The 13,145-nt window shown below is 52.3% G+C and carries 13 protein-coding genes; 6 read left to right on the plus strand and 7 right to left on the minus strand.

The window, feature by feature from the left end; translation table 11 throughout:
- Positions 1–5 precede the first annotated feature (5 nt).
- Both DT73_RS07685 and DT73_RS07690 read left to right on the plus strand, forming a co-directional pair.
- Positions 6–539 (plus strand): gluconokinase, encoded by a 534-nt coding sequence (locus DT73_RS07685; protein WP_036106502.1) that lies wholly within the window; start codon positions 6–8, stop codon positions 537–539.
- 2 nt (positions 540–541) lie between these two features.
- Positions 542–1,015, plus strand: coding sequence for a YhcH/YjgK/YiaL family protein (locus DT73_RS07690; RefSeq protein WP_036106505.1), 474 nt, complete (start codon positions 542–544; stop codon positions 1,013–1,015).
- A 40-nt stretch (positions 1,016–1,055) separates the two neighbouring features.
- Here DT73_RS07690 and DT73_RS07695 read toward each other — a convergent pair whose 3' ends face one another.
- Genes DT73_RS07695 through DT73_RS07720 form a run of 6 tightly spaced genes read right to left on the minus strand, consistent with a single transcriptional unit; the run spans position 1,056 to position 7,253 of the window.
- On the minus strand, positions 1,056–2,570 hold the full coding sequence (locus DT73_RS07695; protein ID WP_036106509.1) for an ABC transporter substrate-binding protein: 1,515 nt from the start codon (positions 2,568–2,570) through the stop codon (positions 1,056–1,058).
- Positions 2,551–3,588 (minus strand): ABC transporter ATP-binding protein, encoded by a 1,038-nt coding sequence (locus tag DT73_RS07700; RefSeq protein WP_036106511.1) that lies wholly within the window; start codon positions 3,586–3,588, stop codon positions 2,551–2,553. The genes DT73_RS07695 and DT73_RS07700 overlap by 20 nt, the downstream gene beginning before the upstream one ends.
- A complete protein-coding gene (locus tag DT73_RS07705) occupies positions 3,588–4,571 on the minus strand; it encodes an ABC transporter ATP-binding protein (protein WP_036106513.1) in 984 nt (327 codons plus the stop codon). Before DT73_RS07705 ends, DT73_RS07700 begins: the two co-directional genes overlap by 1 nt.
- Positions 4,568–5,419 carry an ABC transporter permease gene (locus DT73_RS07710; RefSeq protein WP_036106516.1) on the minus strand — a complete coding sequence of 284 codons (852 nt, stop codon included), beginning with the start codon at positions 5,417–5,419 and terminating at the stop codon, positions 4,568–4,570. The genes DT73_RS07705 and DT73_RS07710 overlap by 4 nt, the downstream gene beginning before the upstream one ends.
- Positions 5,416–6,354, minus strand: a complete 939-nt coding sequence (locus DT73_RS07715) for an ABC transporter permease (protein WP_036106518.1) — start codon at positions 6,352–6,354, stop codon at positions 5,416–5,418. The genes DT73_RS07710 and DT73_RS07715 overlap by 4 nt, the downstream gene beginning before the upstream one ends.
- Positions 6,354–7,253, minus strand: coding sequence for a proline iminopeptidase-family hydrolase (locus DT73_RS07720; RefSeq protein WP_036106521.1), 900 nt, complete (start codon positions 7,251–7,253; stop codon positions 6,354–6,356). Before DT73_RS07720 ends, DT73_RS07715 begins: the two co-directional genes overlap by 1 nt.
- Positions 7,254–7,472: 219 nt before the next feature.
- Between DT73_RS07720 and DT73_RS07725 the strand changes: the two genes are divergently transcribed.
- The 3 genes from DT73_RS07725 to DT73_RS07735 all read left to right on the plus strand — a co-directional run bounded on the left by DT73_RS07725 (position 7,473) and on the right by DT73_RS07735 (position 9,827).
- Positions 7,473–8,225: a LuxR family transcriptional regulator gene (locus DT73_RS07725; RefSeq protein ID WP_036106522.1), complete on the plus strand. Its 753-nt coding sequence runs from the start codon at positions 7,473–7,475 to the stop codon at positions 8,223–8,225.
- 84 nt (positions 8,226–8,309) lie between these two features.
- On the plus strand, positions 8,310–9,203 hold the full coding sequence (locus tag DT73_RS07730) for a proline iminopeptidase-family hydrolase (protein WP_036106525.1): 894 nt from the start codon (positions 8,310–8,312) through the stop codon (positions 9,201–9,203).
- Between the two features lie 201 nt (positions 9,204–9,404).
- Positions 9,405–9,827 carry a DoxX family protein gene (locus tag DT73_RS07735; RefSeq protein ID WP_036106527.1) on the plus strand — a complete coding sequence of 141 codons (423 nt, stop codon included), beginning with the start codon at positions 9,405–9,407 and terminating at the stop codon, positions 9,825–9,827.
- Positions 9,828–9,878: 51 nt separating this feature from the next.
- On the opposite strand, the gene proP is transcribed toward DT73_RS07735, so the two are convergent.
- Complete coding sequence (proP, locus tag DT73_RS07740; RefSeq protein WP_152552502.1) at positions 9,879–11,381, minus strand: glycine betaine/L-proline transporter ProP; 1,503 nt, start codon at positions 11,379–11,381, stop codon at positions 9,879–9,881.
- A 537-nt stretch (positions 11,382–11,918) separates the two neighbouring features.
- On the opposite strand from proP, the gene DT73_RS07745 reads away from it, so the two are divergent.
- Positions 11,919–13,136, plus strand: a complete 1,218-nt coding sequence (locus tag DT73_RS07745; RefSeq protein ID WP_051691297.1) for a lysozyme inhibitor LprI family protein — start codon at positions 11,919–11,921, stop codon at positions 13,134–13,136.
- The last annotated feature ends 9 nt before the right edge of the window (positions 13,137–13,145 follow it).

Consider the following 13,145-nt stretch of genomic DNA (forward strand, 5'->3'; position numbering starts at 1 on the left):
ATATAATGGATGGTCTTTGCATTATTCTGATGGGTGTATCTGGTACAGGGAAATCGACTATCGGGCAAACGCTGGCACAAGAGATGAAGGCTAAGTTTATTGATGGCGATGACCTTCACCCACGGGAAAATATTATTAAAATGGCATCAGGGAAACCACTTAATGATACTGACCGTACTCCCTGGCTTGCACGTATTTCAGATGTCATATTTAGCCTTGAACAAAAAAATGAAACGGCTGTCATGGTGTGTTCTGCGCTGAAAAAAAGCTATCGCGATATATTACGAACAGGAAATAATAACCTTAGATTTGTCTGGCTACATGGTGACTATGAATGTGTTCTCAACCGGATGCGGTCCAGGAAAGGGCATTTCATGCCTGAAGCTCTACTACAAAGCCAGTTTGCCACCCTGGAAAGTCCAGGAGTAAACGAACCAGATGTACAGCCGGTAGAGATATCACCACCTGTCGATATCATCGTCAAACAAATAATATCTTACTCTGGCCAGGCACATTCAGCGCATATGGGAGCAATGTAATCATGATCATTGATACGTTTACTGATGCAATAAGAAACCCTCTGTACCCAAAGGTAATTTGCCAAACATTACAGGAAATTAAAAATAAAAAGCCCCATGGATTAGCACCAGGAAAATATATAGTTCAGGGTGATGATATTTTCTTTTCTGTTATCGAGGGTGAAACACGCCCACTCAACGAGCAACAACCAGAATTTCATCGCCAGTACATTGATATTCACATTGTACTGAGTGGCAAGGAAATTATTGGCGCAGGTGTAAAAGGTTTACCTCTGGAGTTGAGTGATCCATTTAATGAAGAACATGACCTCGGCTTTTGCCAAAAAATTGCCAGTGAGACACTCATTCACTTACAAGAAGAAGAGTTAGCTATTATCTTTCCTTACGAGTTACATCGCCCTATGTGTACACATGAGCAAACATCCTCTTTACGAAAAATAGTAGTCAAAATTAATCAGGCTCTGCTTCAGCCATAAAAAATGGCGCCAGCGCGGCGCCATTTTAAGGATAAAACCGTTACTCTTTAACTGTATTTTCCAGGAAGAAACGGCCTAACGGGTTCTGGTAGAAACCCTTAATATTCTTACGGCTGACATTACGGTACGGGCTGTAATACAGATCGATCCAGTTCACGTCGGCTTTGGCCATTTTTTGCAGATCAATGTACATCTGCTCACGTTTTTTCGGGTCCATTTCCAGGCGAGCCGCAGCAACCAGCGCTTTCACTTTCTCATTGTGGTAGCGGGTCATGTAGTTCATGTTAGCGTCATGGCCTAACACAAATGTGGTTTTTTGGTCCGGGTCGAGAATATCGTTGGTCCAGTACATTACAGAAATATCGTAATCACCGGCCACCAGCATATCCCAGCTTTGGCTTGGATCCACTTTCTGTAAGTTAACTTTCACCCCGGCCTTCGCCAGTTGCTGTTGCAGCAGAATAGCAATTTGTTCATCCACTTCATCGCCCGCATTCACCACATAATTCAGTGACAAATCCGAAGCGCCGGCCGCTTTCAGCATCGCTTTGGCTTTTTCCGGATCATAAGGGCGGCGCAGGTTATCGCTGTAGTGGTACAGCGCACCGGCAGGAATATAGGAGTTTGCCACCTGCCCGTAACCAAAGGTCACTGTTTTAACAATCGCGTCTTTATCAATGGCAAAATCCAGTGCCTGGCGCACCGCCACTTTGCCAAGCGCACCATGTGAATGGTTGATCAACAAGTGGTCTTCACGGGTGGAAGGGTCCAGTTCAACAGTCAGATTATTATCTTTTTGCAAGGAAGCAATGCGCGAGAACGGTACGGTGAGCGCTGCATCCAGCTCGCCAGCCTGCACTTTCAGCATACGAGTATTATCATCCGGAATAGTCAGCCACTCGACCCCATCCAGGCTGACATCTTTCGCCTGCCAGAACAGTGGGTTTTTCTCCAGAACCACTTTCTCGCCACGCACCCACTCTTTCACACGAAACGCACCAGAGCCGACAGGTTTTTCAGCAAACTCATCTTCCCCTTCCGCTTTCAGTGCTTTTTCTGAAATAACAGAGGCATTCGGCAATGCCAGTTGAGACAAGAACGGTGCCGCAGGCGCTTTCAGGGTAATCACCAGCGTGCGGTCATCCGGGGTTTCCACTTTGGCGATATTACTGTAGGAATCGCGCCACAGTGACCCTTCGTTATCACGAATACGTAACAGGCTGAAAGCCGCATCGTGAGAGGTCAGTGGTGAACCATCAGAAAATTTGGTATCACGGATTTTGAACGTATACACCTTACCATCGGGTGAAATAGTCCAGCTTTCCGCCACACCGGGTTCCAGTTTGGTGCCAGTTTTATCTACCCGGATAAGTGGGTCGAACACATTGGAAAACACCCAGTTATCCGCGTTCTGCGCCGATTTAATCGGGTCGAACGTTGTACTGTCTTCACGGCGGCCAATGGTTAAGATACCGGCAGCCTGCGCCAGTTCACTCACGGCGCTCAACGCCAACAATAACCCTGCTGCTGCCAATTTAACGTGCTTGCGCTTCATTCAACACTCCCCCAGTCAACGGAAATACAGTCTCTTCGCCTGCGTGGGCTAACACGCAGGTCCAGCTATGGTCGGCAACATGCCGGGTCTGTGGTGGTGCGCCAGTGCAACATTGTGCCTGGGCATATGGACAACGCGGATGAAACGCACACCCGGCCGGAATAGCTATCGGGCTGGGAGGCTCGCCACCCAGAGGTTGGGCAGGGAGCGGTTTATCCGGGTCGATTTCGGGAATCGCGGCTACCAGAGCAGCGGTATACGGGTGGCGCGGGTGGGAGAACACCGTCTCAGACGGCCCCTGTTCAACAATGCGCCCCAAATACATCACCGCCACGCGGTCACATAAGTGGCGCACAATGGCCAGGTCATGGGCGATAAACAGAATCGCCAGCCCCATTTTCTCGCGTAAGCTCATCAGCAAATTAATGATTTGCCCCTGAATAGAAACATCCAGCGCCGCCACACATTCATCTGCCACAATTAAGCGTGGTTCAATCGCCAGCGCCCGGGCAATACCTGCCCGCTGGCATTGCCCGCCACTGAGCTGGCCGGGTTTGGATGCCGCCTGCATGGGGCTTAAGCCCACCAGCGTCAGCAGTTCATCCACCCGCCCGGCAATATTCTCCGTAGGGACTTTGCGATGCACCCGCAGCACTTCGGCAATACTTTCGCCAATAGTCTGGCGCGGGTTCAGGGATGAGAACGGGTCCTGAAAAATCATGGCGGTTTGCTGGCGCAGGCGAGCTACGTCGCTGCGCAACCCATGGGTAATACGCATACCATCAAACCGAACTTCACCGCTTGCCGGGCGTTCCAGTTGCAGCAGAGCACGGCCAAGGGTGCTTTTGCCACTACCAGACTCCCCCACCAACCCCAGCGTTTCTCCTGGTGAAATTGCCAGGCTTACCTGATTAACCGCGTGAACAACGCGCCGTGCACGGCCCCAGCCGCCTCCGGCCGGAAAAGTTACGCTCAGGTTTTCCGCTTCCAAAAGCGGCCAGCTTTCCTGTTTCGCCATTATCCCTCCCGCTCTGTTAATGGTTGAAAGGGGTGAAAACAGGCCGCGGCATGAGACAGGCTGTTCTGTGTATAGTGCAGTGCGGGTTGTTGCTGGCGACAGGCTTCACTGGCTGCATGGCAACGCGGGTGAAACCGGCACCCTTCAGGAAAATGGTTTGCCACTGGTGGCTGGCCGGGAATGGTTTTCAAATGCCCGGCACTGCCTTCACTTTGTGGCTGGCAATCAATCAGCCCCTGAGTGTATGGGTGAGCCGCGTGGTGGAGCACTTCGCGTTTTCCACCTGATTCACACAGCCGCCCGCCATACATTACCGCGATACGGTCACAGGTTTGCGCCACCACACCAAGGTCGTGGGTAATCATGATCACCGCCACACCCAGCTCACTGCGCAAGTCACTCAGCAAACGCAGGATCTGCATCTGCACAGTGACATCCAGCGCAGTCGTCGGCTCATCGGCAATTAACAGGCGTGGTTCTGCCGCCAGTGCAACAGCTATCATTGCCCGTTGCCGCATCCCCCCAGAGAATTCATGTGGGTAATTTTTTGCCCGGCTTTGTGGGTCAGGGATCCCCACCTGGCGCAAGAAATCCAGAGCATCGGCCCGCGCCTGCCTGCGGCTGGCGCCAAAGTGCAGGCGGCGGCTTTCGGCAATTTGCTCACCTACCGTCATCACCGGGTTAAGGTGGCTGGACGGGTTTTGGAAAATCATACCGATTTCCCGCCCGCGAACACCGGCCATCTGCGCCTCACTCAGGGGAACAAGATCACGCCCGGCAAGATTGATACTTCCCCCACTAATGCGCAGCCCCTGCCCTGGTAATAAGCGCATCAGCGCACGGCAGGTCACCGTTTTACCCGACCCACTTTCCCCAACCAGGCCTAACATTTCCCCTTCGGCCAGGCGAAAACTGATGCCATCCACCAGCGTCACCTGGTTTGCGGTTGTCACGGTCAGTTGTGAGACATCCAGTAATGTCATACGCGTTCTCCTAACCGGTCACCCAGCCCATCAGCCAGCAGGCTGAACCCCATTGCCAGCAGTACAATTGCCAGCCCGGGGAATGTGGTTATCCACCAGGCGGTGGTAATAAAGCTCTGCCCTTCTGCCACCATCACGCCCCATTCAGCAGTTGGTGGCTGAACACCTAAGCCGAGGTAGCTCACCGCCGCGCCATTCAGCAGAACCAGGACACAGTCAGACATGGAGAACACCAGTGCGCCCGTCAGCGCGTTGGGCAATAAGTGGCGAAACAGAATACGGGTGTGGCTGTACCCCAGGCTGCGCGCGGCGAGAATAAAATCACGCTGTTTCAGGGTTAACACCTGCGCCCTCACCAGGCGGGCATAAGACACCCAGCCCACCATTGCCATCGCGATATAAAAACTGCCAAGCCCTGGCCCCAGAATGGCGATGATTGCCAGCATCAGAACCAGGAAAGGAAAAGCCAGGACAATATCAATGACACGCATAACGACTGCATCCACAACGCCGCCCAGGTAACCAGAAAGCGCTCCCAGCACCGTTCCCAGCGAGAACGGGAAAATCACCCCCAGCAGGCAGATTTGCAGATCCACGCGCGCGCCCCACACTACGCGGGAAAAAATATCGCGCCCGAAGTTATCAGTACCAAACAAATGAGCGCCACCAGGAGGGAGCAGGCTCACCGACGGGTCCTGATTGATGGGGTCGAAAGGTGCCAGCCATGGTGCAAGAATTGCGGCCAGCAACCACAAGCCGATAATGCAGCCACCAGCCACCAGCGCGTGCTGGCGCGGAATAAAACGCCGCCGCCACTGCGCCACACTTGCAGGCAAAGTCAGGTTCATAGTTTCACCCTCGGATCCAGTGCGACTGTGAGCACATCGGCCAACAAATTGACGGTGACAGTTGCCAGTGCAAAAACAATCACCACGCCCTGAACCACCATGTAGTCCCGGCTGAAAATCGCTTTGATAAGTAACTGCCCCATTCCGGGTATGGCAAACACACTTTCTATCACTACCGTGCTGCCAATCAGCCAGCCAATGTTAACGGCCAGCAGGTTGATGGTTGGCACCAGTGAGTTCGGTAACACATGCCGCCAGAAGATACGCGATTCCTGCTGGCCCCGCGCCCGGGCAGCCACCACATAATCACTGCTCATCTCCATCAGCAGGCTGGCGCGCAGATTGCGAATCAACACCGCTGATAACGCCAGCGCAACCGTAAAACACGGCAAAGCCATGTGGTGCAGGCGTTCGGTCAGTTCATCGCCATAACCAGAAACCGGGAACCAGCCCAGCGTCACGCTGAACACAATGATCATCATGATCCCCAGCCAGAAAGCGGGAAAGCCCAGCCCGGCGGTGGTAAACAGGCGAATGCACTGATCCCACACACCTCCCCGATGGCGTGCAGCCATAGCGGCCAGAGGAACGGTAATAACAATTGCCAGCAGGACACTTCCTGCCACCAGCCAGACGGTTGGCTCCAGCCGGGAACCTATCAACTTCAGGGTATCCACCCGGTAAACGATGGATTTGCCCAGCTCGCCATGAAGCAGGTTGCGCAAGAAATAGAGATACTGCACCCACAAGGGTTCATCGAGGCCAAACTGAGCGCGAATACGGGCCAGTGCTGCGGGAGTACTGCGCACACCAAGTAAAATGCGTGCCGGGTCACCCGGGATGGCGCGTACCATGGCAAACGTAATAATGCTTATTCCCAGCAAAACTGGCAGCAGTTGCAGGGGGCGAAACAGCAGAAACCGGTAACGGTGCATCAGTCACCTCCGCTGCTACGCTGGCGCTCAAGAAAATCCAGCAGGACCGGGTAATAGGCCTGGGGCTCTTCATAAAACGGCATATGGCTACTATTGGGGAATACATGAAGTTCCGCCTGGGGCAGACCCTGCTTCATTTTCATCGCACAGGCAGGTGTCAGTTCATCATGCTGTCCGGTGGTAATCAGGCAGGGAACCTTAATCATGTGCAAATCAGCACTGCGGTCCCAGTCTTTTAAATTACCGGTATAGAGAAACTCATTCGGCCCCTGCATTGTCTCGTAAGGCCCCATATTCCAGTCGTCCAGCGAGCGTTTTACTGGTGCAGGCCAGACATCAAGCCGGCAAACATGGCGGTAGTTCAGCAAGGTGACGGCAGCCTGGTATTGCGGGTGACTCAGCCAGCCCAGGGCTTCATAGCGTTGCATCATCGCAACCGTTTCTGGCCCCAGAGCCTCGCGCAGACGGTTGAGCTCTTGCACCAAATGGGGCATATCCGCCACTGTATTTTCGAGGATCAGGCTACGAATTGCACCAGGGTGGTGCAATGCCACTTCAATCGCCAGCCAGCCGCCCCATGAATGCCCCAACAAATGCACTTTTCCAAGATTCAGCGCACGGCGTACTGTTTCAACTTCCTGAACATAGCGCTCCATTGTCCAGAAGCGCGGGTCCTGCGGGCGGTCGGATTTACCTGTCCCCAACTGGTCAAAAGCCACCACCCGGTAGCCCTGCTGTTTCAGGCAGGAGTGCGCTTCACGCAAGTAATCACAGGGCAACCCAGGGCCGCCATTCAGGCAAAGTACTACGTCGTCACCCTCGCCAAACTCCCAGGCAACCACGTTGTAGCCATTAACCGTAATATCATGGCGTTTATCTGGCTGAATTTCGCTCCACATTTTTCCCTCCGGTGCCCGTCATTCAATTCGCGGGTGTTTTTCTTACGCTAACGGCTTCGCCCGCCACTGAACAGTTAGCAAAAATACTAGTTTTGCCTGCAATGCCAGTACAAAAAACATGCAACTCATGGCACTGTATTTGCATATAAAGCGTTACAGACTGAAAAGGTTTTGCACAAACCATGCCGCTCACGGCACAGACAGGAAATGGAGGGGAACATGCAACCAGCTATTCAGCACCCTGGCACATCATTTCCCAATGGACTGGATGATGCGTTCACTACACTTTTTGACCAGACACAAACGCTGGGCTTTGATGCTGTTATTTACGACTACACCCCCGTCCCCCGTTCACTGGAAGGGGAATTGATCACGCCATCATTGTTGCGGATGCACAACGTACCGGACGATATGCGCCAGCGCTGGTGCGACCAGGGCTATTACCAGGTTGACCCGGTACAACACTGCGCACTGGAAAGCTGCGCGCCTTTTGTGTGGTCTTATCAACGCCCGGATTACACCTCTCTGCGTGGGCGGTTGAGCGACCAGCATAAACCGGTGACCCATTACATGCGTGACCACGATATGCCTTGCGGCGCCACCGTACCGCTGCACTTGCCTCATGGTGGTTTTGTCACCCTGACCGGGATCCTGACCGCCCCCCATCAGGAACGGGATGTCATGGACAGCCTGGCGCAACTGACCTTTATCGCCCACCGTTTCCAGGAAAGCGCATTCCCGTTATTCGATGCATCCATGCTGACCTGCCGCCATGTCAAACTCAGTAACCGTGAGCGCGAATGCCTGGCCTGGTCCGCAGAAGGGCTGACAGCCAAAGAAATTGCCCGCAAGTTACACCGCTCAGTCGCCACCGTAACATTGCACCTGAACACCGCGGCGAAGAAGTTGGGAGCCAGTAACCGGGTTCAGGCAGTGGTGCGCGCACTGCACTACCGTTTACTGGACAGTTAAGAACTAGCATTTTTACTAGTATTCACTGCATACAACTGCGTTCTACCCTGAGCAAACATTCACATCACAGGGTAAACAGCAGCCATGTATACCATCCAAGAGGGCTATGCTCCGTTTCGGGAATACCAGACCTGGTTTCGTATTTGCGGCAGTCTCCACACGGGGCGAACGCCTCTGGTGGTCGCCCATGGTGGCCCGGGTTGTACCCACGACTATGTTGATGCTTTTCGTGATATCGCCCGCACCGGGCGGCCTGTTATTCACTACGATCAACTCGGCAATGGCAACTCCACACACCTGCCCGATATGCCCACAGATTTCTGGACCCCGGCACTCTTCCTGGAAGAACTGGATAACCTGCTAGAGCATTTAGGTATTGAACAGGACTACGCGCTTCTTGGGCAATCCTGGGGAGGAATGCTGGCAGCCGAGCATGCAGTACGCCGGCCTGCCGGGCTGAAAGCACTGGTCATCGCCAATTCACCGGCATCCATGGCACTCTGGTTGTCGGCGGCGGCCAAACTGCGTTCTGAATTACCACCAGAGGTTCAGGCCACCCTGCTGGAACACGAAACCGCAGGTACACTGAACAGCGAAGCCTATAAAGCCGCCAGCCAGGTATTTTACCAGCGCCATGTTTGCCGCCTTGATCCCTGGCCGGTGGAAGTACGCCGTACTTTTGACGCAATGGATGAAGACCCAACGGTTTATCATGCCATGAACGGACCAACAGAATTTCACGTTATCGGCACCATGAAAGACTGGACGATTATCGACCGGCTAAGCGCCATTACCGTCCCCACTTTATTGATCTCTGGCCGTTACGACGAAGCCGCTCCCGAAGTGGTGCAGCCCTTTGCCGACAATATTGCTGGTGCTCAGTGGGTTATTTTTGAAGATTCAAGCCACATGCCTCATGTCGAAGAGCGTGAGCAGTGTATGAAAACCGTCAGTAACTTTTTAACCGCCAATTTGTAATTTTTAGCGCCAACACCACTCCCCTGCGGTTTCATTGAACAGGATGAAACCGCTACCTGCCAAAATCTGCCTGGCTTTCCCTGCGTTCAGGTTGATATAGCGCAGTTTTTTTCGAGCAGTTCTCCTGCAAAATTAAAATGCGACTCATAATTAATACACTAATCATTTGGCATACTTACCAGGTCACTGGAGGAGAGCATCATGCTCAGGCAATTCAATGCATTACTGGACAAACCCGATACTGGCAAGCTCCTGTTACGCCTGGCTATCGGTTGTATGATGTTGTTTCATGGTATTCACAAAGTGATGGACGGTATTGGGCCAATTATCAGCATTGTGGAAAGCCACGGTATGCCGGGCTTTGTCGCCTGGGGTGTTTACCTGGGGGAAGTTGTTGCGCCAGTGCTGTTGATAATCGGCCTGCTGGTTCGCCCGGCAGCGCTGGTGATGTGTTTTACCATGTTATTCGCCTGGCTGACTACCAACCCCGGGCTGATTTTCACCACCACCAAAGTGGGCGCATGGGGGCTTGAAGAGATTGCGTTATTCTTTTTTGGCGGTATCACCATTGCGTTATTGGGGTGTGGCCGGTTCAGCCTGGTGAGCAACCCGGCATTACGTTAATCTGTTGTGCCACCGCCGGGTAAACCAGCGGTGGCAGGCAACCAGACCAGGTTATTCGTTAATACGCGGGTGCTGCTGAACCAGTTTGCTCCGTTTTGCCTGGAGTTCAGCAATTTCCGCATCAATGTCCTCAATTTTCTGCTCAATGTTATCGTGGTGCTCTTTGAGGATCTCTTTTGCTTCCTGAATATCCGATGCCGCAGGCGTTGCGCCTTTTAGCGGTAAATTCGCGGTTTCTTTCATCGCCAACCCGGTAATCAGCCCAATCACAGCTATCACCATCAGATACCATGCTGGCATCATCAGGTTACCAGAGGTTTCCACCAGCCAGGCGGCAAGTGTGGGAGTCAGCCCGGCGATTAACACCGAGATATTAAAAGCGCTGGCAAGCGCGCTGTAACGAATATGCGTGGGAAACATTGCGGGGAGAGAAGAAGCCATCACGCCAGTAAACGCATTGAGTATCACGGCCAGAATCAGCAACCCGGCAAAAATTAACCCAATCACATCACTGTTAATTAATTTAAACGCAGGGATCGCCAGAACTAATAAAGCAACACTGCCGCAAATCACAAATGGACGGCGCCCAAAACGGTCGCTGAGTAGCCCCATTACTGGTTGCACAAACAACATCCCAATCATGATGGCGATAATAATCAGCACACCGTGGTCTTCCGAATAATGCAGGTTGTGGGACAAATAGCTCGGCATATAGGTGAGCAACATGTAATAGGTGACATTAGTTGCAATAACTAACCCAACACACGCCAGCAGGCTGCGCCAGTGCTGTGTGGCGATTTCTTTAAACGAAATCTTCGGCCCTTCCTGCAAACCCTGGCGGTCGCCCTGCTCCAGTTTATCAACATGTTGCTGAAAGGCCGGGGTTTCCTCCAGGGCATTTCTCAGGTACAACCCAATAATGCCAAGCGGTAACGCCAGGAAAAATGGCAGGCGCCATCCCCAGACCATAAAATTATCCTGGCCAACAATTGCGGAAATCAGCACCACCAACCCGGCACCCAGCACAAACCCGGCAATTGACCCAAAATCCAGCCAGCTCCCCATAAAACCGCGCCGCCGGTCAGGTGAATATTCGGCAACAAATATGGAAGCCCCGGTGTATTCCCCGCCAACTGAAAAGCCCTGAGCCATTTTGCACACTAACAGCAGCACAGGAGCCCAAATACCAATCGTTTCATAACCCGGAATTAAGCCAATCCCGAAAGTACTGAGCGACATAATCACAATCGTAATTGAGAGAATTCTCTGGCGACCATATTTATCGCCCAGCATCCCGAAGAACAGCCCACCTAAAGGGCGAATTAAGAATGGAACAGAGAACGTCGCTAACGCCGCTATCATCTGTACACCGGGGCTGGCATCCGGGAAAAAGACTTTCCCCAACGCATAAGCAACAAAGCCATAAACACCAAAATCAAACCATTCCATAGCATTTCCTAAAGAGGCTGCGGTAATGGCTTTACGTAATTTAGCATCATCAATAATAGTGACATCGCTCAGGGCGATTGGCTTAATTTTTTTCCTTGCTCGAATCATTTGTATCCTCTTTTTTTTATTAACTATTTTCCTTTTACAGGCAGGCTTACAGAACCCTGTATTCGGGAGTGATTTCACACAACTCCCTTACATCACACGTTCAGGTGAATGATTACAGAATAGCAGATTCAGGGCATTACATTTGTCTACATAGTAAGCATACAAAATAACCACCCTGAGAAATAAACATATAACTAATTGAATTAATAATAAAAAATAAGAATAACCCTGAACATGTCTGATTTTTCAAACATACACCAGAAACCGTCTTAAACCCCTTGTTAAAATAAGGTATTTATTCCAGTAAAAAACACATATACCAGACGAAACGAAACATACTATTTTGGAGAGCAAAAAGTTGGCAGGTATTTAACCGGGCTTATCAGGAATACAATAAATACCAGACAAGCCACATATTGATGGCTACTATTGCGCAGACTGTTACCCATTCAGCCTGGTGGCCCGGGGCTACAATCTTCTGTTGTGGCATTCGCCTTCCCCTGCGCCCGGAGTGAATACATTAAGGATAGTGCTATGTTCCCCGTTTTGCCTCCCCGTATTGCCCGGCACACAACCGCTATTTGCGGGTTATTTTTTATTGTGTTAGCCGGACTGACCCCAGGCCTGGCACATGCCGCCTCGTTTGACTGCAGTAAAGCGCAAAGCGCTGTTGAACAGGCTATTTGCGCCAATACCGACCTTAGCGCACTGGATACCCAGATTGCCGGGGCGTACAGCGACAGTCTTCAGTACCTGCCAGAAAACCAGATACCCGCACTACGCCAGGAACAACGCAACTGGCTCGCCCAGCGTAACCATTGCGCTTCCCCAGACCTGACAGCCTGCCTGACACAGCAGATGAATACCCGCAGCCGGGCTTTACTTAAGCTGGCATTACAAGGGCAAAGTGAACTGGGTGAAGTTATTCAGCAAATACCCGCCAACCCTGAACTGGCGGCTCAACGCCTGCGCACCTGGCATAACCCACTGGCTGCCGCATGGCTGGTCTGGTTGCATCAGTTTGCGCCAGAGAGCGGGGTAAGCGAAAAAGAGGCGCAGCGCGCTCATGACATCGCCGCTAACAGCCTGAAAGATGACAGTTTTTCCTGGTCTGTTTTGACTGATGTAGAAAAAGACCCCAAACAGAGCAACAGCAGTAAAACATTGTTGCTGTTGCGCATGGTTATTGAGCGCCTGGACAGAAGCAGCCCGGTATTAATGAACTCACACTGCTTTATTTTTGCCCGTTTGGGTGGCCCGGCCTGGGATGCCTTTGGGCCGCTTTATGGATCCAGCCGTGATGCAGGCGCACCGGTGTGCAGCCCGCGCGGGGATTTGTTCACCCACCCGGCATGGCAGGCGCTCGAAAAAGCCTTCAGCCCGGCACTTGAAAAAGCCTCAAGTGACGCAGGTACGATTCAGTTCGCCACCTATGCGGCATGGCGTGTTCAGGCACTGAAAGCCACTGTTTCACCCAGTGATTTTTTAACGCCAGCCACACTCGCAAAAGGGCAAAAAGAGCCTGAAGTCGCGCTGAAACAATGGTCGCAACCCCAACTGTTTTCCGCAACGGAGCGCCAGGCAGCACTACAGGCAATGAAGCCAGCCCAGCAACAGACAGCCGCCTGGCTGGTCTCCGCCAGAGGTATGTTGCCGGAGCAGGCGCAACGTGCAGCTCACGAAATCGTGCGCCAGTGGGTACTGGACAGAATCAGCTTTATTGATGGCAGTGATTTTTCGCCAGAAAACTAAGCGTTTTTG

Origin of the sequence: Mangrovibacter sp. MFB070, from assembly GCF_000705335.1 — a bacterium.
GTDB lineage: Bacteria > Pseudomonadota > Gammaproteobacteria > Enterobacterales > Enterobacteriaceae > Mangrovibacter > Mangrovibacter plantisponsor.